The organism is Clavibacter sp., from assembly GCF_014802555.1.
Classification (GTDB): Bacteria; Actinomycetota; Actinomycetes; order Actinomycetales; family Microbacteriaceae; genus Clavibacter; species Clavibacter sepedonicus.
The window spans coordinates 1-21,215 of sequence record NZ_JAAVCB010000019.1 but is presented as its reverse complement, the minus strand read 5'-3'; the positions used below and the strand labels follow the sequence as shown (position 1 = coordinate 21,215).

The window sequence follows — 21,215 nt, the reverse complement described above, 5'->3', positions numbered from 1 at the left end:
TCGGCCGCCGCCCTCCGCGTGCGGCGCGCTCCGGGGGATCCGCGTCACGCTGCCCGAGCCGCGACGGCTCGCGAGGTGGCCGGTCCCGCGCAGCGCCGCGTAGGCGGCCGCGACCGTGGTGCGGCTGAGGCCGAGCGCGGTCGCGAGCTCCCGCTCGGCGGGGAGGCGCGCTCCCACGGGCACGCGTCCGTCGAGCACGAGATGCCGGATCCCGTCGGCGAGCGCCTGGTACACGGGCGCCCCGGGCCGCGCCCACTCCCCCAGCAGCGCGGTGAGGGCGGTCGGTCCGAGCACGGCGGTGGGGGCGGATCCAGCGAAGGCCATGAGGCCACAGCCTGTCGATTGGCCTCTTGTCCCGCAACCCCCGGACGCGATTGGATCTCCCCCATGCTCCGTCGCTCAGTCCAGTTCGCCCTCGGCATCTTCCTCTACGGCTTCGCCATCGGCATGATGCTCCAGGCCACCATCGGTGTCTCCCCCTGGGACGTCCTCAGCCAGGGCCTCGGGCTGCGGACCGGCATCCCCTTCGGCGTCGCCACCAACATCATCGGCGCGCTCGTGCTGCTGCTCTGGATCCCCATCCGGCAGCGCCCCGGCTGGGGCACCGTCCTCAACGTCGTCTTCGTCGGCTACAGCGCGCAGGTGGCCCTCGCCGTGGTGCCGGCCGTCGACAGCCTCTGGATCCGCATCCCCCTCTTCGCCGCGGGCCTCGTCCTCCTCGGCGTCGCGACGGGCCTCTACATCGGCGCGCACTTCGGCCCCGGCCCGCGTGACGGCCTCATGACCGGCATCCACCGCCGCACGGGCTGGCCGGTGTGGCGCGTGCGCGTCGGCATCGAGCTGCTCGTGCTCGCGATCGGCTGGGCGATCGGCGGGGACGTCGGCATCGGCACGCTCGCGTTCGCGCTGCTGATAGGCCCCGTCGTCCAGCGCACGCTCCCCCTCTTCGACCTGCCCGTCCCCGTCCGCGCGCCCCGCCGCCGCACGCGCCTCGCGACCCCCGAGGACCCCGCCGGCAGCCTCCCCACGGGCCCGGTCGCGACCGTCGGGTAGTCCGCGTGGCGACGGGGATCCAGCGGGGTCACGGGCCGCGTCCAGCACCGTCGCGGCCCGGGCGCGCCGCCATGTATCGTGGCCGCTCGTGACTCCGGACCCCCAGGCTCCCGAGAGCAGCCCCGCCAAACGGCTGCTCATCGGCGAGAAGCTCGCCAGCGACAAGCTCGAGGGCCAGCTCCTCCCCAAGCACCTCGCGCTCCCCATCTTCGCGAGCGACCCGCTCAGCTCGGTCGCCTACGCCCCGCAGGAGCTGCTCCTCATCCTCACGCTGGGCGGCCTCGCGTTCCTCAGCTTCGCGCCGTGGGTCGCGGCCTGCGTCGTGATCCTGCTGGTCGTCGTGGTGCTCAGCTACCGCCAGCTCATCAAGGCCTACCCGTCCGGCGGCGGCGACTACGAGGTCGCCCACAAGAACCTCGGCGAAAAGGCCGGCCTCGTCGTCGCGTCCGCGCTCCTCGTTGACTACATCCTCACGGTGGCGGTGTCGGTGGCCTCCGGCGTCGACAACATCATCAGCGCGATCCCCGAGATCGCCCCCTTCCGCGTCGAGATCGCGGTCTTCTTCGTCGCGCTCCTCGCGGCCGTCAACCTCCGCGGCGTGCGCGAGTCGAGCAAGGCCTTCGCTGTCCCCACGTACCTCTTCATCGCCAGCGTCGGCCTGATGATCGTGGTCGGCCTCACCCGGACGGCCCTCGGCGACCCGCCCGTCGCCGAGTCGGCCGCGTACACGGTGGACACCCCGACCCTGTCGCAGGTCGCCTTCATCCTCCTGCTGCTCCGCGCGTTCTCCAGCGGCTGCTCCGCCCTCACGGGCGTCGAGGCCATCTCCAACGGCGTGCCCGCGTTCCGCACGCCGAAGGTCAAGAACGCGCAGGCCACCCTCGTGATCATGGGCGGCACCGCCATCGTGCTGTTCGTCGGCCTCACCACCCTCGCGCTCATCGCGCAGGTGCACTACGGCGAGAAGCCGTGCGACCTCATCGGCTGGGCCGGCTGCGCCACCGAGCCGCAGAAGAGCCTGATGGCGCAGGTCGCCGGGGCCACGTTCGGCAACGGCAGCGTAATGTTCTACCTGCTGCAGGCGACCACCGCCGCCGTGCTCCTGCTCGCGGCCAACACGGCGTTCAACGGCTTCCCGCTGCTCGGCTCCGTGCTCGCGAAGGACGCGTACGCGCCCAAGTCGCTGCTCACGCGCGGCGACCGCCTCGTCTACAGCAACGGCATGCTGCTCCTGGCGCTCGGCGCGACGCTGATCCTCGTCGTCTACCAGGCCAACCTCACGCAGCTCATCCAGCTGTACATCATCGGCGTCTTCGTGTCGTTCACCCTCGGGCAGACGGGCATGGTCGTGCACTGGACCCGCATGCTCCGCGAGGGCTGCGCGAACCGCGGCGAGGTGATCCGCGGCCTCGCCATCAACGCGTTCGGCGCGCTGCTCACGGCGCTCGTGCTCATCGTGGTCACCATCACCAAGTTCACCCACGGCGCGTGGCTCGTGTTCGCGATCATGCCGGTGCTGTTCCTCCTCATGCTCGGCGTCAACCGCTACTACCGCGACGTCGAGAAGGAGATCGAGGTCGACCCCGTCACCGTCTTCGGGTCCACCGGCGACCACGCGGTCGTGCTCGTCGGCCGGATGCAGAAGCCGGTGCTCAAGGCCCTCGACTACGCCATCGCGGCGAACCACGACAGCATCGAGGCGGTGCACGTCTCCGTCGACGACGAGGCGACCAAGCTCCTCGAGCGGCAGTGGGTCGAGATGGAGATCGAGATGCCGTTGCGCATCGTCGCCTCCCCCTACCGCGACATCAGCTTCCCGCTCATCAAGTACCTGAAGTCCCGGCGCGTGGAGCACGGCAGCGAGATCATCACGGTCTACACGCCCGTCTACATCGTCGGCCACTGGTGGGAGACGCTGCTGCACAACCACAAGGCCAGGCGGATCCGTCAGAAGCTGCTCCTGGTGCACGGCGTCACGCTGGCGCTCGTGCCGTGGCTGCTCGACTCCTCGGAGCTCATCTACGGACGCCGGTCGCGTCCGGTCCCCGGACAGGACCGCCGCGGCGAGCCCGTGCGCCCCGCCGTGCGCCGATCCGGCCCGCCGCCGACGACGCCCGTGAAGCACACGAGCGGGCGCCGGACGCCGTAGTCGGCGAGCGCCCATAGCGCATCTGCGCACGAATAGTTAGGGGGCCCCTTTTTTGGCCGGGGGCCTATGCACTGCCCTCCTCTCGGAGTTGCGTGTGGACTCCCAGGGCCCGAGCCCTGGGGAACTCGACCACCGAGAGGGAACCACATGTCGAACGACCTCACACCGGCGTCGCCCGCGGGCGGCGGATCCGCTACCCACGACGCGTACGTCGCCGTCCCCGTCCCCGCCTACCCCGGCACGTCCGGCGGCAGCACGACCGGCGGCGACGCCAGCGCGAGCAGCAGCGACGGCAGCAGCAGCGCGAAGGACACCGCGAAGGAGCAGGCGGCGTCCGTGGCCGGCGACGCGAAGGCCGGCACCCAGCACGTCGCCGACGTCACGAAGGACGAGGCCGGCAAGGTCGCGTCCGAGGTGAAGTCGCAGGCGCAGGACCTCATCGCCCAGACCCGCGACCAGCTCCGCGAGCAGACCGGCGTCCAGCAGGAGCGTGCCGCGGGCAGCCTCCGCACGCTCAGCGACGAGCTCCGCGACATGGGCGACAAGTCGGAGAGCACGGGCCTCGCGAGCGAGCTCGTCTCCCAGGCCGCCCAGCGCAGCGGCAGCGCCGCCTCGTACCTCGAGGGCCGCGACCCGGGCACGCTCCTGAAGGACGTCACCGACTTCGCGCGCCGCCGCCCGGGCCTGTTCGTCGGCCTCGCCGTCGTCGCGGGCGTCGCCGCCGGCCGCCTCACCCGCTCGCTGACGAGCGACGCGCACGACCAGAAGGCAGCCGAGCAGGCGACCCCGTCGACCGGCGCCTCGACGACCGGCAGCGGCACGACCGGCACCGCGACGACCGGCACGGGCTACGTCACGCCGGCCGTCCCGACCGCGAGCGCCCACGCGCCGACCGAGCTCAGCGCCGACGAGCCCATCGGCGTCGGGCCGTACGACGCGCCCGCCACCTCGGCGTCCACGCCGCTCTACGACCAGACGCGCACCACCGACCCGCTGACCGAGACCTTCGGCGCGGGCGGCACGTCCGACGGATCGCGCGCATGACCGACGGACGCACCCCGTCCGAGGAGAAGGCCGCGACCACCAGCCTCGGCGACCTCCTCGGGAACGTCACGAAGGACGTCTCCACGCTCATGCGCCAGGAGATTGCCCTCGCGAAGGCGGAGATCAGCGACTCGGCGAAGAAGGCCGGGAAGGGCGCCGGCCTCCTAGGTGGCGCCGGGTACGCGGGCATCATGGCCGTGTTCTTCCTCTCCGTCGCCCTCATGTACGCCCTCGGCTACTGGTTCGACAACCTGGCCTGGGCCGCGGTCGTCGTGGCCGTGATCTGGGCCGTCATCGGCCTGGTCATGTACCTGCAGGGCCGCAAGCAGCTGAAGACCGTGCAGGGCGCGCCCCGCACTGCCGAGAGCGTCAAGAAGATCCCCGAAGCGATGAAGAGGAACGAGGCAGACCGATGAGCGACAACCCCGAGCAGATCCGTGCGGAGATCGAGCGCACGCGGAACGAGCTGAGCATCGACGTGGACGCGGTGGCCGACAAGGTCACGCCCGCGAAGGTCGCCCAGCGCCAGACGGACAAGGTGCGCGGCGCCCTGTCGAACGTGAAGGACAGCGTCCTCGGCTCCGCGGGCGACGCCCGTTCGAGCGTGGGCGACGCCGTCTCCGGCACCGCGGGCGGCGCGAAGGCCAAGGCGCAGGGCAACCCCCTGGGCCTCGGTCTCGTGGCGTTCGGCGCCGGGCTCCTCATCGCCTCGCTGATCCCGGCGAGCGACAAGGAGAAGGAGCTCGCCTCGACCGTCAAGGACAAGGCGCAGCCCCTCGTCGAGAAGGCGACCGACGCGGCCAAGGACGTCGCGTCCGAGCTCAAGGAGCCCGCGCAGCAGGCCGCCGCGGCCGTCAAGGACACCGCGACGGACTCGGCCGGCACCGTGCGATCCGAGGCCCAGTCGACCGCGCAGGACGTCCAGGCGTCGGCGCAGGACGCGAAGCAGGCCGTGCAGGACGACGCGCGCAGCTGACCGACCGCTCTCGGAGGGGAGTCGTGCCTCGCGGCGCGGCTCCCCTCCGACATGCCACCGGCGGGTACGCCCGTGTCCCCGAAAAGGAGGACACGGATATAGACTCGTTGGTGCACGAACTCTTCCCCCGAGAGCTCGTGCAGGTCGGCCGGCTGGCCGGTGCCCCGATGGCGGCGCACCCGACCCCGGCCGGATCACGTCCGGACCGACCCGTGAGGTCCGGATGGACGTGGGGGCCCGCCGCGAGTTCCCGCAGATGGCGCAGGCCCCCACGCCCCCTCCCCCGTGGACGCCTCCGTCAGGCGAGGCGCGACGAGATGCGGTCCGTAGCCTCAGCCGAGCGCCGCGACCACCTGCCGCGCGACGCGTCGACCCGCACGGTTCGCGCCAATGGTCGACGCCTGCGGTCCGTAGCCGGCGAGGAACACCCGCGGATCCCGTGCCGACACCCCCGACTCGACGCGCACGCCGCCCTCCTTCTCCCGGAGGCCCAGCGGCGCCAGATGGCGGATCTCGGGGCGGAAGCCGGTGGCCCAGATCACCGCGTCGACCTGGTCCCGCCCGCCGTCCGCCCAGACGACGGCGTCCTCCTCGAAGCGCGCGATGGGGCCCCGGCTGTCGAGCACGCCGCGACGGATCCCCGCGACGATGCGCCGCGTGCGCGGCACCCCCGTCCCGCTGACGATGCTCGGCAGCGCCTCCCCCGCGCGCGCGGCCTGGTCCTGGAGGTCGACGGCGCGCACCGCGGCCTCGACGTCGAGCTCGCCGGCCTCGAGGAAGTCGACCGGGCGCCGTGTGGACCACGTGGTGCGCGCGGCCACGCCCTCCAGCTCGAGGAGGAAGCCGATGGCCGAGGTGCCCCCGCCCACGACGAGCACGCGCAGCCCCCGGAGGTCGGCCGCCGCCCGGTAGCCGGACGTGTGCAGCTGCCGCCCGCGGAAGGTCGCGAGACCGGGGTACGAGGGGATGAACGGCGCGCCCCAGGTGCCGGTGGCGTTGACGACGAGCCGGGCGATGCGGTCGCCGTCCGTGGCGCGCACGAGGAGCGGGCGGGCCGAGTCGGTGGGGTGGGCGGCGCGGCGACGCGACACGGCGGGGGGCGGGACATCCGCGTCGAGGACCGCCCGCACCTCCACCGGGCGGGCGACCCGCAGGTCGAAGTGCCGCTCGTAGCGGGCGTAGTGGTCGCGGACGACGTCGCGCGCCGGGAGCCGCCGATCCGCCGTCGCGAACGAGATGCCGAGCTCGGACATGCCGGGGAGGTCGGCCACGCGGTGCGCGGATCCCAGGCGGAGCGCGGCCCAGCGGTGCTGCCAGGCGCCGCCCGTGGTGGGCCCGCGGTCGAGGACGACGGCGTCGGTGCCCATGCGGAGGCCGAGCCGCCGCAGGTGGTACGCGACGGAGAGGCCGGCCTGCCCGGCACCGATGACCACGACCTGGGTCTCTGCCGGCTCGGAGGTCATGGGACGACCAGGCTAGCGCCCACTCCCGCGCGCAGGGAGAGCACGGGACGGGGTCGTACGATGCCCGTGCGCGCTCTCCGGACGAGGAGGACACGCCCGGGGCGACGAGGCGCACATGTTAGGGTAGCCCCTAGGTTTTCTCCAATCCCTGTCCGCTGCATCCAGCGTTGTCACCGCCCGTCGGGGCCTGAGTCGTGAGGGGGTCTCGCATGGGGCGCGGCCGTCAAAAAGCTAAGCACACCAAGATCGCGCGAGAGCTGAAGTCGTTCAGTCCCAATGTGGACTACACGCAGCTGGAGCGCGAGCTGACCACCCACGGGGCGGTCGACGAGCAGTACGCGGCCGAGGCCGCCAAGTGGGACGAGTACGCCGACGAGCCGGACGCCTACGTCCCGGGCGACGAGCAGAAGCGCGCCTGATCCCGCGGCCGGCTCTCGCCGGACCGTGACCGGACCCGCCTCCTCGCGAGGCGGGTCCGCTCATGTGCGCATGCACCCTGCGCGCCGATGCTGGCTCGACGCGTCCGCGCCGCGAGGCGGAGGCGCCGGGCGTGCCGCTGATCAGTCGCGGTAGCGGCCGGTGAGGCGCACGGCCCCGCCGTCGACGCCCTTGGCGCCCTGCTCGAAGCCGGCACCCGCGGGGGCGTCGCCGATCGTGACGCGTCCGGCCTCCCACGTCGGGATGCCGGCGGCGGTGAGCGCGCGCGCGATGCGCTCCGCCGCCGCCGCGTCCACCACGGCGATCATGCCGATGCCGAGGTTCCAGGTGCCCTCCGCGCTCTCGAGCGTGGAGCCCGCGATGCCGGCGAGCGCGCGGAAGACCGCGGGTGGCGACCACGTGGAGCGCTCGAGCTCGCTGAAGGACCCGCGGGGCAGCACGCGCGCGAGGTTCGCCGCGATGCCGCCGCCCGTGACGTGGCTGATGGAGTGGACGGCCGGGCCGAGCTCCGGCTGCGCGAGCACGTCGAGCAGCGGCGTCGTGTAGAGGCGGGTGGGCTCGAGGAGCACCTCGCCGACCACGCCGCCGAGCTCGGCCGACGTGTCGCCGAACCCGATGCCGGCGACGCTGAGGATGTGGCGCACGAGCGAGAAGCCGTTGCTGTGCAGGCCGCTGGAGGCGAGGGCCAGCACGACGTCGCCGTCGCGCACCCGCTCGGATCCGAGCACCGAGTCGGCCTCGACCGCGCCGACGGCGGCGCCGGCGACGTCGTAGTCGTCCGGCCCGAGGAGGCCGGGGTGCTCGGCCGTCTCACCGCCGACGAGGGCGGTGCCGGTGTCCGAGCACGCGCGGGCGATGCCGGCGACGATGTCGGCGATGCGCGCGGGCACGACCTTGCCGCAGGCGATGTAGTCCGTCATGAAGAGGGGACGCGCGCCGACCACGACGATGTCGTCGACGACCATGCCCACGAGGTCCTGGCCGATGGTGTCGTGCTTGTCGATGGCCTGCGCGATGGCGACCTTCGTGCCGACGCCGTCCGTCGACGTCGCGAGGAGCGGGTGCCGGAAGCGGGTGAGGGCGCTCGCGTCGAACAGGCCCGCGAATCCGCCGAAGCCGCCGATGACCTCGGGGCCGTGCGTGCGGGACACGGCCTCCTTCATCAGCTGGACCGCGAGATCGCCGGCCTCCGTGTCGACGCCGGCCTCTGCGTAGGAGCTCTTGGTGGTCACCGGGACACAGTACCGGCCGGGCGCGTCGCTCCCGTGTGGGAGACTGGCCCCTCCCCCACCTCTTCTACTCTTCAGGAGTCAGCCGAAGCATGTGCGGCATCGTCGGCGTCGTATCGTCCGAACCCGTCAACCAACTCGTCTACGACAGCCTCCTGCTCCTGCAGCACCGCGGTCAGGACTCCACCGGCATCGCCACGGCCGAGGGCAACACCTTCCACGTGAAGAAGCTCAGCGGCCAGGTCCGCGAGGCGTTCCGCACGCGCGACATGCGCTCGCTGCTCGGCACGATGGGCCTCGGGCACGTGCGCTACGCGACGAAGGGCAGCGCCACGGACGAGGACGAGGCGCAGCCGTTCTACGTGAACGCGCCCTACGGCATCGTGCTGGTGCACAACGGCAACCTCACGAACACGCGGGAGCTCGCGCAGGAGCTCTTCCACGTGGATCGCCGACACACGAACACGAGCTCCGACACCGAGCTGCTCGTCAACGTGCTCGCCCACGAGCTGCAGTCGCAGGTCTCCGGCCTCGCGCTGGATCCGGAGCAGGTATTCACCGCGGTCGAGCGGGTGCACGAGCGCGTGGAGGGCTCGTACGCGTCCATCGCCATGATCGCCGGGCACGGGATGCTCGCGTTCCGCGACCCGTTCGGGATCCGCCCGCTCACCCTGGGACGCCGCGAGCTCGCGGGCGGCCGGATGGAGTGGGTCGTGGCGAGCGAGTCCCTCGTCATGGAGTCGCTCGGCTACGAGATCGTGCGCGACGTGCGACCGGGCGAGGCGGTCTTCATCACGATGGACGGCGACATGCACGCGCGCCAGTGCCACCCGGCGCCGCGGCTCATCCCCTGCGCGTTCGAGTTCGTGTACCTCGCGCGGCCCGACTCGGTCATGTCCGGCATCGGCGTCTACGACGCGCGCCTGCGCATGGGCAACCGGCTCGCCGCCACCATCGCGGAGCACAGCCCCGCGGGCGACATCGACGTGGTGATGCCCATCCCCGACTCGTCGCGGCCGTCGGCCATGCAGGTCGCGCAGACCCTCGGCATCGAGTACCGCGAGGGCTTCTACAAGAACCGCTACGTCGGCCGGACGTTCATCATGCCGGGGCAGGCGCAGCGCAAGAAGTCGGTGCGGCAGAAGCTCAACGCCATGAGCTCGGAGTTCCAGGGCAAGAACATCCTCATCGTCGACGACTCCATCGTGCGCGGCACGACGAGCCGCGAGATCGTCACCATGGCGCGCCAGGCCGGCGCCAACAAGGTGACGTTCACCTCGGCCGCCCCGCCGGTGCGCTACCCGCACGTCTACGGGATCAACATGCCGTCGCGGCAGGAGCTCATCGCGCACGGGCGGAAGATCCCCGAGATCGCGCAGGAGCTCGGCGCCGACCACCTCATCTACCAGGAGGTCGCCGACATGCGCGACGCCATCCTCGAGGGGTCGACCGGCGTGGAGGACCTCGAGATGAGCTGCTTCACCGGCGAGTACATCACCGGCAACGTGACGCCGGAGTACCTGTCGTGGCTGGAGCGCACGCAGCTCAGCTGATCGGCGTGCGGGTGCGGCCGGCGGATCGTCGACCGGCGGGCGGCCGCCGGATCAGGCGCCCGGCTCGCCCCGCTCGCGCTCGGCCGTGAGCACGCGGGACCGGCGCGAGGCCGCGCGGTCGAGCGCCAGCGCGATCAGCGCGGCGAGCCCGCCGAAGAGGACGACCGCGAACAGCGCGAGGAACGCCAGCACCTGGGCCTCGGAGAACTCCGGGTTCGGCGGGAACGCGAGGGTGAGGACCATCGCCACGAAGATCCCGAGGACCGCGCCGACGCCCATGAAGCGGAAGTAGCGGGGGGACCGCCGCACGAGGACCTCGGTGCGGCGCTCGTCGTCGGGCTGGGGGCGGGCGTCGGTCATGGGTCCATCATCCCCTGCGCCGCCGACGGCAGGCGAACCGCGACGGCGGCCCCGGCGCTCAGCGGTCGGCCGGGAGCTCCCACGGCACGGGGAGCAGGCCGCGGAGGTCGGCACGGAGCCCGGACGCGCGCACGGCGCCCGCCTCGACGCCCGCGTCCCACGTCGTGCCGCCCGTGGCGAGCGCGATCCACGTGGCGGGGTCGGTCTCGATGACGTTCGGCGGCGTGCCGCGCGTGTGCCCCGGGCCCTCGATGCACTGGACGGCGCCGAACGGCGGGACGCGCACCTCGACGGTTCCGCCGGGCGCGAGATCCGCGAGCGACTGCAGCAGGAAGCGGACCGCGGTGGCCCGCGTCTCCCGGTCGGCGTCGGCGCCCTGGGCGAGCGCGGCCCGCACGGCGGGCTGTCCGACGGTGGGGTGGATGCGCGCCTTGGCCATCGTCCCAGGATGGCAGAGCGGCGTGGTCGGGCGAGCCCGTCCGCGCTCGGCGCGCCCCTCCTAATGGGGCGTCGCCACGCGTCCGCGTTTTGGGGGACATCCATTACTGTGTATGGAAGTGCCTCGCGGTGACACGTCCCGCCCGGCACGGCAGGACGCCCTCCCTCCCGTCGCCTCCCCCGGCGTCGGGAGGGCAGGGACGATGCGCCCGCCGGCGGACCCGAAGAACGCCGGAGAGGGCAGGGAGCCGACCCGCGCCGTGCCCGCGGAGGGTCGGCCTCCCGCCCTCCGCTCCCCCTCCCCCGGGGCGCGGTGCGGCGTGCCCGTCGGCGCCCCCAGGGGCCCGGGACGGTGGGGCCGGCGTCGATAGGGTGGGGGCGTGAAGATCCTGGTACTCGGTTCCGGTGCGCGCGAGCACGCCATCGTCACGGCCCTGCTCCGGGAGGACGCGGGCCACGAGATCGTCGCGGCGCCCGGCAACGCGGGCATCGCGCGCGTCGTGCCCGTCGTGAAGATGGACATCGACGATCCCGCCGTGGTCGCGGAGCACGCGCTCACGGAGGGCTTCGAGCTCGTCGTCGTGGGGCCGGAGGCGCCGCTCGTCGCCGGGGTCGCGGACGCGCTGCGCACGCGCGGCATCCCGGTCTTCGGGCCGGGCCGGGCGGCCGCGGCGCTCGAGGGATCCAAGACCTTCGCCAAGCGCATCATGGAGGAGGCGGGCGTCCCCACGGGCCGCGCCGCCCAGGCCGGCACCGTCGACGAGGTCGAGGCCGCGCTCGACGAGTACGGCGCCCCCTACGTCATCAAGGCCGACGGCCTCGCGGCCGGCAAGGGCGTGCTGGTCACGGCCGACCGGACGCTCGCCCTCGAGCACGCCCGCCACTACCTCGGCCAGGGCACCGTGCTCGTGGAGGAGTTCCTCGCCGGGCAGGAGGTGTCGCTCTTCCTGCTCTCCGACGGGCACGACGTGGTGCCCCTCTCCCCCGCGCAGGACTACAAGCGCCTGGGCGACGGCGACGCGGGGCCGAACACGGGGGGCATGGGCGCGTACTCGCCGCTGCCGTGGCTGCCGGAGGACTTCGTCGACGAGGTCATCGACACCATCGCGCTGCCCACCGTGCGGAAGCTCGCGGACGAGCAGACGCCGTTCATCGGGCTGCTCTACTGCGGGCTCATCCTCACCGCGGACGGCATCCGCGTGATCGAGTTCAACGCGCGGTTCGGGGATCCGGAGACGCAGGTCGTGCTGCCGCGCCTCGTCACGCCGCTCTCGCAGCTGCTGCTCGCGGCCGCGTCGGGCGAGCTCGGCGGCGTCGCGCGGCCGGAGTTCTCCGACGACGTCGCGGTCACCGTGGTCGTCGCGAGCGAGGGCTACCCGGAGTCGCCGCGCACCGGGCGCGTCATCGAGGGCGTCGAGGAGGCGGAGGGCGTCGCGGGCGTGAGCATCGCGCACGCCGCCACCTCCGAGTCGGATGCCGGGCTCGTCGCCACCGGCGGGCGGGTGCTCAGCGTCGTCGCGACGGGGGCCTCGTTCGACCAGGCGCGGTCCCGCGTCTACGAGGCCGTCGGGCGGTTGTCGCTCGATGGATCGCAGCACCGCACCGACATCGCCGCGCAGGTGATCCGATGAGCGCGCAGGCGCCCGCGGGCCACGCGTCCGAGTGGGACCTCCCCGGCTGGGACCACGCGTACTCGGGCAAGGTCCGCGAGCTGTTCAGCCCCGCCGTCGACGACACGGACGACCGGGCGCTCGAGGGCGAGCCGCACGTGCTGGTCGTCGCGACCGACCGCGTGAGCGCCTACGACTTTGCGCTCGAGCCGGGGATCCCCGGCAAGGGCGAGCTCCTCACGCAGCTCAGCCTCTGGTGGTTCGACCGGCTCGAGGTGCCGAACCACCTCGTGGACGCGGCGACGCTCGACCGCATCGGCATCCCGGAGTCCGTGCAGGGACGCGCGATGCTCTGCCGGGTGCTCGAGATGCTGCCCATCGAGTGCGTCGTGCGCGGCTACCTCGCGGGATCCGGCTGGGAGGAGTACCGCGAGCACGGGACCGTGTGCGGCATCCCGCTGCCCGCCGGCCTGCAGCAGGGCGACCGGCTGCCCGAGCCGATCTACACCCCCGCCTGGAAGGCCCCGCAGGGCGAGCACGACGAGAACATCACGTTCGCGCGCACCGAGGAGCTCGTGGGGCACGAGGAGGCGGCGCGTCTGCGCGATCTCTCGCTCGACGTCTACCGCCGTGCCGCCGCCATCGCGGAGGAGCGCGGCGTGATCCTCGCGGACACCAAGTTCGAGTTCGGGATCGACCCGCGCACGGGGATCACGACCCTCGCGGACGAGGTGCTCACGAGCGACTCGTCGAGGTACTGGGACGCGGAGGCGCACGCGACCGGCAACCGCACGGACAGCTTCGACAAGCAGATCGTGCGCGACTGGCTGGCGGCGAACTGGGATCGCACCGGCACCCCGCCCGTGCTGCCGCAGGAGATCGTGGAGCGGACGGCGGGGCGGTACCGGGAGCTCATCGCGCGGCTCACCGGGCGCTGAGCCGCAGCGGTTACGGCTACAGGTTCTCGTAGCCGCGGACGACGCGGTCGATGGCGACCTCCGCCACGTCGCGGGCATCCGCGTCGGGGAGCTCCTCGAGGGCTCCCTCGATGTCCTGGCCGCCCATGCGCAGGACGGCGAGGCGCTCGAACTCCTCGACAGCGTCGGGCGTGGGCTGGCCGGCCGGGCCGTCGGTCGTGGGCTCGTCGGCGTGCTGGTCGGTGTGCTGGTCCATGGTGGGTCCCCTCTGTCGTGCGTGGGCGGTGCGGATCACGCCCCAGCCCTGCTGTCAGGGTCCCACACCCACGTGGCCGGGGGATCCGAGGCCGCCAGCCTGCCACAATGACCCGCCGTCAGCCCACCCGGACCCGTCGCGGGCAGGCCGCGGACGGGCCGCAGACGGGCCGGCGCACGCCGCGTCGTCCCACGTCCCGGTCACGAGGGCAACCGCCGCCGGACGCTTGTAGGTTCGAAGGACGACCGGGTCCCGCCCGGCTGATCCCTCGACGATTCGGCGCCCCACCACGTGACATCCGCTCCCCCGCCCGTTCCACCCCTCGACGCGGACGCTCTTGCTCGCGTCCGCCTCGCATCCGGCGCGGTGCCGCCGGGCGATGACGAACCCGGGCCGGCCGTCGCGCTCGTGCGCGAGGCGCTCGCGACGACCCCGCCGGGGTTGGGATGGTCGACGGAGCGGGCACTCGCGCTCGCCGTCGCGATGGGCGACGGCGGCGCACGGCCGGGTACGGGCGGTACGGCGGACCTCTGGGAGGCGCTCGCGACGCTCGCCGCGGCCGACCTGGGCATCGCCCGGACGATCGAGCCGCACCTCGACGCGCTCGCGATCCTCGACCAGGAGCGCGACTCCGCGGGTGGCGGCGCGGGTGGCAGAGCGGACGGCGACGCGGACGGCGACCACGGTCCCGGCCGAGCGGGCGACGCCGAGGCGCGCACGTGGGGCGTGTTCGCGGCCGAGGGCGGCGGGGATCCGCTGACGGCCACCGCGGACGCTCCCGGCTCCGACGCCGTGCGGCTGTCCGGCACGAAGCCGTGGTGCTCGCTCGCCGGATCGCTGACGCACGCGCTCATCACGGCGGCGCTCGACGACGGCTCGCGCGGGCTCTTCGCGGTGGACCTCCGCCATCCCGGCGTCGAAGTCGTGCCCGGCGCCTGGGTCGCGCGCGGTCTCGTGGAGGTCCCGAGCGGGCCGCTGCGCATGCGGGACGTGCCGGCGCGCCGCGTAGGCGCGCCCGGCTGGTACCTCGAGCGGCCCGGGTTCCACTGGGGCGGGATCCAGGTCGCGGCCTGCTGGTACGGCGGCGCGGTCGGGCTGGCGCGCACGCTGCTCCGGGCGGCGTCCCGCGAGGGCGCCGACCGGCTCCTGCTCATGCACCTGGGCGCCGTGGACGCGGCGCTCGACGGCGCGCGCGCATCGCTCGCCGAGGCCGCCTCGCTGGTCGACCGCGGGCGAGCCGAGGGCGAGGAGGGGCGCCTGCTCGCGAAGCGGGTGCGCGCCGTCGTCGCCCGGGCCGTGGACGACACGCTGACGCACGTCGCGCACGCGCTCGGGCCGGCGCCGCTCGCGCAGGACGCGGATCACGCCAAGCGCGTGGCCGACCTCGGGCTGTACGTGCGGCAGCACCACGCCGAGCGCGACGACGCGTCGCTCGGCGGGGCGCTCGCGGAGGCGGTGCGACGGGGCGCGGCGGCAGCGGACGCGATGGATGCGGACGCGATGGATGCGGCGACGACGGACGCGGCGGCGGCGACGCCCGATCCCGCGCTCCAGGCCGCGCGGATCCCCACCGCGGGCGTCGCCTTCGACGCGCGCAAGGCCGGCACCGACGCGGATGCCTGGGACGCCGATCCGCGCTGGGACGCGCTCGCCGCGCCCGACCTCGACAGGATGTCCGCGCTCCTCGTCGTGTCCGCGCACGCCGACGACGAGTCGATCGGCGTCGCGGGGCTGATGGCGACCGCGGCCGCACGCGGCGTGCCGGTGACCCTCGTGATCGTGACGGACGGCGCCGCCTCGCACCCCGGATCCCCCACGCGCACACCGGACGAGCTCGTCGCCCTCCGCCGCGTCGAGGCCCGCACGGCCCTCGACGCCGTCGCGCCGGACGCCCGGCTCGTGCTCCTCGGCCACCCCGACGGCGGGATCCGCGAGCGACGCGATGCCGTGCGCGAGGACATCGCCGCGCTCCTCGCCGACGCCGCGCCGGGCACCTGGGTCGCCGCTCCCTGGCGCGGCGACGGGCACCGCGACCACCGCGTGACGGGCGAGGTCGTCGCCGAGCTGGTGGGCGCGCTGCCCGCCGAGCGCGGGATCCGGCTCGTCGAGTACCCGGTGTGGATGTGGCACTGGGCGACGCCCGACGACCCCCGCGTGCCGTGGGCCACCATGCGCGCGCTGCAGCTCGACGCGCGCGTGCGGGAGGTCAAGCGCGCCGCGATCCGCGCCCACGCCAGCCAGGTGGATCCGCTCTCCGACGCCCCCGAGGACGCGGCCGTGCTGCAGCCCGGCTTCCTCCGGCACGCCGACCGCGACCGCGAGGTGCTGATCGTGGGCGACGACCGTGCCGCGGACGCGACCGGCTCCGCATCCGCCAGCGCAGCCGAGCGCTTCGACGCCGCGTACGCCCGCGCCGAGGATCCGTGGCGCGTCACGACCCGCTGGTACGAGCGCCGCAAGCGCCTCGCCACCCTCGCGGCCCTGCCCGACGAGCGGTACGGCCGGGCGCTCGAGATCGGCTGCTCCATCGGCGTGACGACGGCCGGCCTCGCCGAACGCGTCGACGAGCTGCTGGCCGTGGACGTCGCGCCGACCGCCATCGAACGCGCCCGCGTGCGCCTCGCCGACGCACCGCACGTGCGGCTCGAGGTGCGCGACGTGGGCGCCGACTGGCCCGCCGGCGGCTTCGACCTCGTCGTGATGAGCGAGGTCGGCTACTACCTCGACGACGCCGCGTTCGACCGCGTGCTCGCCGCCCTGCCCGACGCGCTCGGCACCGCCGGCACGCTGGTCGCCTGCCACTGGCGGCACCCGGAGGGCGACTTCCGGCGCACGGGCGACGAGGTCCATGCGCGGCTCGCCGCCGTCCCCGGGCTGCACGTGCTGATGCGGCACGAGGAGGACGACTTCCTGCTCGAGGTGCTGTCGGCGGATCCGCGCTCCGTCGCGACGCGCACGGGGTTGCGGTGACGGGCGCGTCGGCCGCGCCGGTCGGGGTCGAGCCGGCCCCGCGGATCCGCGCGGTCACGGTCGTCATCCCGGCGCGCGACGAGGAGGAGCTCCTGGGACGCTGCCTCGCGTCCGTCGAGGTCGCCGCGTCCCGGGCACGGATGGCGAGCGTGCGCGTCCGCGTGATCCTCGTGGCCGACGACTGCCGGGACCGCACCGCGGAGGTGGCGCGCGCAGCCGGCGTCGAGGTCATCGAGAGCGCGGCCGGTCGCGTGGGCGCGGCGCGCGCCCAGGGGGTCGACGCCGCCCGCGCGGGCTGGGAGGGCGACGACGCCGAGCACTGGATCGCGTGCACCGACGCCGACTCCGCGGTGCCGCCCGCGTGGATCACGAGCCAGCTCGAGCTCGCGGATGCCGGGGCCGACGTGGTCGTGGGCACTGTGCGCCCCGAGCTGGACGACCTCAGCCCGGATCAGATCGCGGCCTGGCGCTCGACGCGCGTGCCCGGCCACGCCAACGGGCACGTGCACGGCGCGAACCTCGGCGTGCGCGCCGACGCGTACGCCGCGGCCGGCGGATTCCCGGCCGTCGCGGAGCACGAGGACGTCGACCTGGTGGCCCGGCTCCGCGGCCTCGACGCGCGGATCACGGCGTCGGCGGCGGGCGAGGTGCTCACGTCGAGCCGCCGCGAGGGGCGCACGCCCGGCGGCTACGCGGGGTACCTGCACGTGTCGCTGCTGGAGCGGGCGCGCGAACGGGAGCTCGAACGACAGCGCGCCGCGGGCTGCGCCAGCCCCTGCGTCCCCACGGGCTGACCCGGCGACCGACCCTCAGGTGGGCGTCGATCCGTCGCCCGCCATCCCGCGCGTCCCCGCCGCGGTCCCGTCCGTGACCGCCCGCACGACGGCGGCCGCCGTGCGGAGCTGCTCGGCGGTGAAGCCGTCGAGCGCCCGGTCGATGTCGGCCTGGGCGCCCTGCAGCAGGGCCATCGCTCGCGCGCGCGTCTCGGCCGTCGGCCGCAGCGTGACCACGCGCCGGTCGGCGCTCTCCCGGCTCCGCCCGATGTGCCGGCCGCCCTCGAGCCGGTTGATGAGCGCGGTCGTGGCCCCCGAGGTCAGGTGGAGCCGCTCCGAGAGGCGGGCCGGGGACAGCGCCCGGTCGGCGGTCTCCGCCCAGATGATCTCGGCGAGCGCCGTCGTGTCCGTCGTCGGCAGCCCGAGCGCCGCGGCCAGCTGCCGCACCGACTCGTCGAACGCGGTCGTGTAGTCCCGCAGCCGCTCGAGCACCTCGGAGCGGTCCCCCGGGACCGCGATGGTGTGGGTCATGTCGTGATCCTCCGAGTCGCCCGGAATGCTTCACAGTGAAGCATCTGCGCCATAGAGTCTACTCGTGCCCGGCATCCCGGGACAGCTCGACGACACGAGGAGATCACGCATGTCCGACACCACCCACCACCGCCCGAGGGTCCTCGTGACCGGGGCCAGCATCGCCGGACCCGCGCTCGCCTGGGGCCTCCACCGCGAGGGCTTCGACGTGACCCTGCTCGAGCGGTCGGCCGAGCAGCGCCAGGCGGGGCAGAACATCGACGTGCGCGGTCTCGGCCGCGAGGTCCTCCGGCGCATGGGCATCGAGGACGTCGTGATGGCGAACCTCACGGGAGAGGACGGCACGCGATTCGTCGACGAGGAGGGGCGCGTGCTCGCGACCTTCCCGCGCGCGGAGGGCGAGGACGGGCCGACGGCGGAGGTGGAGATCCTGCGCGGCCGGTTCGCGGGGATCCTCGTCGACCTCGTGCGGGACGACGTCGAGATCCGCCACGGCGACTTCGTGACGGGGGTGCAGCAGGACGCGACCGGGGTCGACGTCGAGCTCGCCAGCGGATCCCGCGAGCGCTACGACCTCCTGCTGGTCGCCGAGGGCCGCAGCTCCCGCACGCGCCGCCTGGCGTTCGCCGAGGAGACGACCCTCCGCGACCACAGCGTGAGCATCGCCTACGGGACCATCGACCGGATCCCGGGCGACACCGGCTACTGGGACTTCCTCACGGGATGCGGCGCGCGGAACGCCACCATCCGCCCCGACGACGAGGGCACGATCCGCGCGAGCCTGTCGTTCGAGTCGGAGCCGTCCGGCTTCGAGCAGCTGCCGATCGACGCGCAGATGACCATCCTCCGCGCGCGCTTCCGCGGCGCGGGCTGGCAGGTCGAGCGGATCCTCGACGGCTTCCAGGCGCGACCGGACGAGTTCTACACGCAGCGCATGGAGCAGGTGATCGTCTCGACGTGGTCGAAGGGACGCATCGCGCTCCTCGGCGACGCGGCATGGGGATCCGGCTTCACCGGCATGGGCACGACCCTGTCGCTGGTCTCCGCCCACGTGCTCGCGGGCGAGCTGGGACGCGCGCTCGCGGACACGGGCGACACCTTCGCGGCCGCGTTCGCGCGCTACGAGGGGCAGCTGCGCCGATATGCCGACAGCGCGCAGGGGCTGCCGCCGGGCGGTGCGCGGCTCACGCACCCGTCGTCGGCGGTCGGCCAGCGGGTGATGCGCGGCGCCGTGCGGGTGGCCGCGTCGCGTCCCGTCCGCGGGTTCGCCGACCGCTTCCTCCTCACGAGCGCGCGCCACGCGCCGACGCTCGCCGCCTACCCGCGGCTGCGCGGCTGAGGGGCGGCGCCCGCCACCCGACGGCGACCGCTAGGGCCGCGGATCCAGAGGACCCGGGGACGCGGCACCCCGGCCCGCCTGCAGCGCCGCCCAGCGCCGGCGCGCGAGGACGTGGAGGACGAGGAAGACCGCCGCGACGAGCGCGAGCGCGGCCGCGGCGATCCACGGACCCGTGTCGCCACCGATCACCGCGACCACCGCGATGACGACGGCAGCCGCCGCCAGCCCGATCCCCACCGCGAGGAGCCCGTTCGCCGGCCCCTCCGCCGGCGTCGCGTCGGGACGCTCGGGCACCCGCTCCCACGTCACGATGAAGAACGTCGCGATCGGCCCGAGGACGATCGAGACGAGGAACCAGTTCCACCGGGATCGGCCCTTCTGCTCCGCGAGCCCCGCGTTCACGAGGGCGAGCGTGACCCACCCGGAGCTGCCGAGCCACGACCCGTCGAGCACTGTCTGATCCATGCCCCGACCGTAGGGCACCGCCGCCGCCGCCGGCCGGCCCGGCTGTTTCCCCACCTGCTCCACTACCCTCGATCCATGCACAGAACCGCGCGGGAGCCCGCTCCCGACAGCCACAGTCCCGGCGCCCGGACGACCCCGGGCACGCCCCGCACCCTCCGCGCCGCCCGCCCCCTCGATGCCAGCCGCCCGACCGGCACCCGCTCGACCGGCGCCCGCTCGTGAACGGCGACCTCCTCCTCAACATCGTCCTGGTCGTCGTGTTCGTCCTCGTCGGCGGCGTGTTCGCCGCCACCGAGATGGCGCTCGTCACCCTCCGCGAGGGGCAGCTCAACGCCCTCGCCGCCCGCGGCCGCCGCGGCGAGAAGGTCGCCGCGCTCGCCCGGAACCCCAACACCTTCCTCGCGGCGGTGCAGATCGGCGTGACCGTCGCGGGCTTCGCGTCGGCCGCGTACGGCGCCGCGTCGATCGCGCCGTCCGTCGTCCCGGTGCTCGAGTCGTGGGGCCTGGAATCGGGCCTCGCGTCGACGGTCGCGACGCTCCTGCTCACGCTCGTGATCGCCTACCTGTCGCTCGTGCTCGGCGAGCTCGCGCCCAAGCGCCTCGCGATCCAGCGCAACGCCGGCTTCGCGTACGGCGTCGCGCCCGTGCTCAACGGCTTCGCCATCCTCATGCGGCCCGTGATCTGGCTGCTCTCCGTCTCGACGGACGTGGTCGTGCGCCTCCTCGGCGGCGACCCGCACAAGACCGGCGAGGAGATGAGCGAGGAGGAGCTCCGCGACATCGTCTCCAGCCACGAGGGCCTCCCGGACGACGAGCGCCGGATCCTCGACGACGTCCTCTCCCTCCGCCACCGCCAGCTCAGCGAGGTGATGAAGCCGCGGCCCGAGATCGCGGCGCTCGACGGCACCGGCACGGTCCGCGAGGCGGGCATCGACGTGCAGGACCGGCCGTACTCGCGCTACCCGGTGGTCGACAAGACCATCGACGACGTCATCGGCTTCGTGCACGTGCGCGACCTGTACCAGGCCATCGCGGCGGATCCCGAGCGGCCGGTGTCCGAGATCCTCCGCCCGATCCCCTACCTCCCGGCGACCGCGCGGGTGCTGCCGACGCTCACGATGATGCGCGCCGAGGGCCACCAGATCGCCGTGATCGTGGACGAGTACGGCGGCACGGACGGCATCGTCACCCTCGAGGACCTCGTGGAGGAGGTCGTCGGCGAGATCTTCGACGAGTACGACACCGACTCGGCCGCACGCGACCTCGCGGAGGACGGCGGCACGATCGACGGCCGCCTCAACTTCCAGGATTTCGAGGAGGCGACGGGCGTGAAGCTGCCCGACTCCGCGTCGGACACGGTCGCGGGCTTCGTCATCGAGAACCTCGGTCGGCTCGCGCAGGTGGGCGACTCGGTCGAGGTCGACGGCGTGACCCTCCAGGTGACGGCGCTCGACCGGCGGCGGATCTCGGAGATCCTCGTCGTGCCGCGCGAGGAGTCGGCGACGGAGGACGGGGACACCGCGACCGCCTAGCTGTACTGGGTCATGACGTTGGTGACACTCGGGCCGCGGGCGTGAGCCCGTGGCTCGAGTGGATCCGTTCAGTGTTGTAGTGCTCGATGAAGGGGTCAAGCGCGTCGGCCCGGTGTTGG

General features: G+C 73.9%; 21 protein-coding genes and 1 pseudogene. 13 read left to right on the top strand and 9 right to left on the bottom strand.

All coding sequences use genetic code 11. From position 1 onward, the window contains the following. On the bottom strand, positions 1–324 hold a 324-nt coding region (locus tag HDR73_RS02485), incomplete at its 3' end, for a GntR family transcriptional regulator (protein WP_287136207.1). Positions 325–387: 63 nt separating this feature from the next. On the opposite strand from HDR73_RS02485, the gene yczE reads away from it, so the two are divergent. The 5 genes from yczE (at position 388) to HDR73_RS02460 (ending at position 5,222) form a co-directional block, all read left to right on the top strand. After that, complete coding sequence (gene yczE / locus HDR73_RS02480; protein WP_012298443.1) at positions 388–1,053, top strand: membrane protein YczE; 666 nt, start codon at positions 388–390, stop codon at positions 1,051–1,053. An 88-nt stretch (positions 1,054–1,141) separates the two neighbouring features. Further along, positions 1,142–3,202: an APC family permease gene (locus HDR73_RS02475; RefSeq protein ID WP_012298442.1), complete on the top strand. Its 2,061-nt coding sequence runs from the start codon at positions 1,142–1,144 to the stop codon at positions 3,200–3,202. Between the two features lie 147 nt (positions 3,203–3,349). After that, complete coding sequence (locus HDR73_RS02470; protein ID WP_012298441.1) at positions 3,350–4,246, top strand: hypothetical protein; 897 nt, start codon at positions 3,350–3,352, stop codon at positions 4,244–4,246. Continuing rightward, entirely contained in the window at positions 4,243–4,662 is a 420-nt protein-coding gene (locus HDR73_RS02465; RefSeq protein WP_012298440.1) for a phage holin family protein, read from the top strand. Before HDR73_RS02470 ends, HDR73_RS02465 begins: the two co-directional genes overlap by 4 nt. After that, positions 4,659–5,222, top strand: coding sequence for a DUF3618 domain-containing protein (locus tag HDR73_RS02460; protein ID WP_012298439.1), 564 nt, complete (start codon positions 4,659–4,661; stop codon positions 5,220–5,222). Before HDR73_RS02465 ends, HDR73_RS02460 begins: the two co-directional genes overlap by 4 nt. Positions 5,223–5,554: 332 nt before the next feature. On the opposite strand, the gene HDR73_RS02455 is transcribed toward HDR73_RS02460, so the two are convergent. After that, positions 5,555–6,685, bottom strand: a complete 1,131-nt coding sequence (locus HDR73_RS02455; protein ID WP_012298438.1) for an FAD-dependent oxidoreductase — start codon at positions 6,683–6,685, stop codon at positions 5,555–5,557. A gap of 209 nt (positions 6,686–6,894) precedes the next feature. On the opposite strand from HDR73_RS02455, the gene HDR73_RS02450 reads away from it, so the two are divergent. Continuing rightward, positions 6,895–7,104: a DUF3073 domain-containing protein gene (locus HDR73_RS02450; protein ID WP_012037444.1), complete on the top strand. Its 210-nt coding sequence runs from the start codon at positions 6,895–6,897 to the stop codon at positions 7,102–7,104. 141 nt (positions 7,105–7,245) lie between these two features. Here the strand turns inward: HDR73_RS02450 and purM are convergent, their stop codons facing one another. Continuing rightward, complete coding sequence (gene purM / locus HDR73_RS02445) at positions 7,246–8,355, bottom strand: phosphoribosylformylglycinamidine cyclo-ligase (RefSeq protein ID WP_012298436.1); 1,110 nt, start codon at positions 8,353–8,355, stop codon at positions 7,246–7,248. Positions 8,356–8,444: 89 nt separating this feature from the next. Here purM and purF point away from each other — a divergent pair, with 89 nt between their 5' ends. Further along, the gene (gene purF, locus HDR73_RS02440) at positions 8,445–9,905 is read left to right on the top strand and encodes an amidophosphoribosyltransferase (RefSeq protein WP_041464430.1); all 1,461 of its coding nucleotides are present in this window, start codon (positions 8,445–8,447) and stop codon (positions 9,903–9,905) included. A gap of 51 nt (positions 9,906–9,956) precedes the next feature. On the opposite strand, the gene HDR73_RS02435 is transcribed toward purF, so the two are convergent. Together HDR73_RS02435 and HDR73_RS02430 are read right to left on the bottom strand one after the other, a co-directional pair. After that, positions 9,957–10,265, bottom strand: a complete 309-nt coding sequence (locus HDR73_RS02435; RefSeq protein WP_012298434.1) for a hypothetical protein — start codon at positions 10,263–10,265, stop codon at positions 9,957–9,959. 58 nt (positions 10,266–10,323) lie between these two features. After that, a complete protein-coding gene (locus HDR73_RS02430) occupies positions 10,324–10,704 on the bottom strand; it encodes a sterol carrier family protein (protein ID WP_012298433.1) in 381 nt (126 codons plus the stop codon). A gap of 379 nt (positions 10,705–11,083) precedes the next feature. Between HDR73_RS02430 and purD the strand changes: the two genes are divergently transcribed. After that, positions 11,084–12,334, top strand: a complete 1,251-nt coding sequence (gene purD, locus HDR73_RS02425) for a phosphoribosylamine--glycine ligase (RefSeq protein ID WP_012298432.1) — start codon at positions 11,084–11,086, stop codon at positions 12,332–12,334. Next, positions 12,331–13,251, top strand: coding sequence for a phosphoribosylaminoimidazolesuccinocarboxamide synthase (locus tag HDR73_RS02420; protein ID WP_012298431.1), 921 nt, complete (start codon positions 12,331–12,333; stop codon positions 13,249–13,251). Before purD ends, HDR73_RS02420 begins: the two co-directional genes overlap by 4 nt. 16 nt (positions 13,252–13,267) lie before the next feature. On the opposite strand, the gene HDR73_RS02415 is transcribed toward HDR73_RS02420, so the two are convergent. After that, the gene (locus HDR73_RS02415; protein ID WP_041464429.1) at positions 13,268–13,486 is read right to left on the bottom strand and encodes a hypothetical protein; all 219 of its coding nucleotides are present in this window, start codon (positions 13,484–13,486) and stop codon (positions 13,268–13,270) included. 291 nt (positions 13,487–13,777) lie between these two features. Here HDR73_RS02415 and HDR73_RS02410 point away from each other — a divergent pair, with 291 nt between their 5' ends. Continuing rightward, positions 13,778–16,456: a PIG-L family deacetylase gene (locus HDR73_RS02410; protein ID WP_012298429.1), complete on the top strand. Its 2,679-nt coding sequence runs from the start codon at positions 13,778–13,780 to the stop codon at positions 16,454–16,456. Next, on the top strand, positions 16,453–17,250 hold the full coding sequence (locus tag HDR73_RS02405; RefSeq protein ID WP_012298428.1) for a glycosyltransferase family 2 protein: 798 nt from the start codon (positions 16,453–16,455) through the stop codon (positions 17,248–17,250). Before HDR73_RS02410 ends, HDR73_RS02405 begins: the two co-directional genes overlap by 4 nt. A gap of 15 nt (positions 17,251–17,265) precedes the next feature. Here HDR73_RS02405 and HDR73_RS02400 read toward each other — a convergent pair whose 3' ends face one another. Beyond that, positions 17,266–17,760 (bottom strand): MarR family winged helix-turn-helix transcriptional regulator, encoded by a 495-nt coding sequence (locus tag HDR73_RS02400; RefSeq protein WP_012298427.1) that lies wholly within the window; start codon positions 17,758–17,760, stop codon positions 17,266–17,268. A gap of 109 nt (positions 17,761–17,869) precedes the next feature. Between HDR73_RS02400 and HDR73_RS02395 the strand changes: the two genes are divergently transcribed. Continuing rightward, positions 17,870–19,099 carry an FAD-dependent monooxygenase gene (locus HDR73_RS02395; RefSeq protein ID WP_041464428.1) on the top strand — a complete coding sequence of 410 codons (1,230 nt, stop codon included), beginning with the start codon at positions 17,870–17,872 and terminating at the stop codon, positions 19,097–19,099. Positions 19,100–19,129: 30 nt separating this feature from the next. On the opposite strand, the gene HDR73_RS02390 is transcribed toward HDR73_RS02395, so the two are convergent. Then, positions 19,130–19,564, bottom strand: a complete 435-nt coding sequence (locus HDR73_RS02390; protein ID WP_049791986.1) for a hypothetical protein — start codon at positions 19,562–19,564, stop codon at positions 19,130–19,132. Positions 19,565–19,782: 218 nt separating this feature from the next. On the opposite strand from HDR73_RS02390, the gene HDR73_RS02385 reads away from it, so the two are divergent. Further along, positions 19,783–21,096: a hemolysin family protein gene (locus HDR73_RS02385; RefSeq protein ID WP_012298424.1), complete on the top strand. Its 1,314-nt coding sequence runs from the start codon at positions 19,783–19,785 to the stop codon at positions 21,094–21,096. A gap of 10 nt (positions 21,097–21,106) precedes the next feature. Here the strand turns inward: HDR73_RS02385 and HDR73_RS02380 are convergent. Further along, positions 21,107–21,215, bottom strand: a pseudogene (locus HDR73_RS02380) (IS481 family transposase); the annotation flags it as partial.

Bases quoted from the DNA above. Each gene is read 5' to 3' on its own strand.
- HDR73_RS02430 (WP_012298433.1), bottom strand. From the start codon at position 10,704: ATGGCCAAGGCGCGCATCCACCCCACCGTCGGACAGCCCGCCGTGCGG.
- HDR73_RS02420 (WP_012298431.1), top strand. From the start codon at position 12,331: ATGAGCGCGCAGGCGCCCGCGGGCCACGCGTCCGAGTGGGACCTCCCC.
- yczE (WP_012298443.1), top strand. From the start codon at position 388: ATGCTCCGTCGCTCAGTCCAGTTCGCCCTCGGCATCTTCCTCTACGGC.
- HDR73_RS02465 (WP_012298440.1), top strand. From the start codon at position 4,243: ATGACCGACGGACGCACCCCGTCCGAGGAGAAGGCCGCGACCACCAGC.
- HDR73_RS02390 (WP_049791986.1), bottom strand. From the start codon at position 19,564: ATGGATCAGACAGTGCTCGACGGGTCGTGGCTCGGCAGCTCCGGGTGG.
- purF (WP_041464430.1), top strand. From the start codon at position 8,445: ATGTGCGGCATCGTCGGCGTCGTATCGTCCGAACCCGTCAACCAACTC.
- HDR73_RS02415 (WP_041464429.1), bottom strand. From the start codon at position 13,486: ATGGACCAGCACACCGACCAGCACGCCGACGAGCCCACGACCGACGGC.
- HDR73_RS02460 (WP_012298439.1), top strand. From the start codon at position 4,659: ATGAGCGACAACCCCGAGCAGATCCGTGCGGAGATCGAGCGCACGCGG.
- HDR73_RS02455 (WP_012298438.1), bottom strand. From the start codon at position 6,685: ATGACCTCCGAGCCGGCAGAGACCCAGGTCGTGGTCATCGGTGCCGGG.
- HDR73_RS02435 (WP_012298434.1), bottom strand. From the start codon at position 10,265: ATGACCGACGCCCGCCCCCAGCCCGACGACGAGCGCCGCACCGAGGTC.
- HDR73_RS02450 (WP_012037444.1), top strand. From the start codon at position 6,895: ATGGGGCGCGGCCGTCAAAAAGCTAAGCACACCAAGATCGCGCGAGAG.
- HDR73_RS02400 (WP_012298427.1), bottom strand. From the start codon at position 17,760: ATGACCCACACCATCGCGGTCCCGGGGGACCGCTCCGAGGTGCTCGAG.
- HDR73_RS02470 (WP_012298441.1), top strand. From the start codon at position 3,350: ATGTCGAACGACCTCACACCGGCGTCGCCCGCGGGCGGCGGATCCGCT.
- HDR73_RS02395 (WP_041464428.1), top strand. From the start codon at position 17,870: ATGTCCGACACCACCCACCACCGCCCGAGGGTCCTCGTGACCGGGGCC.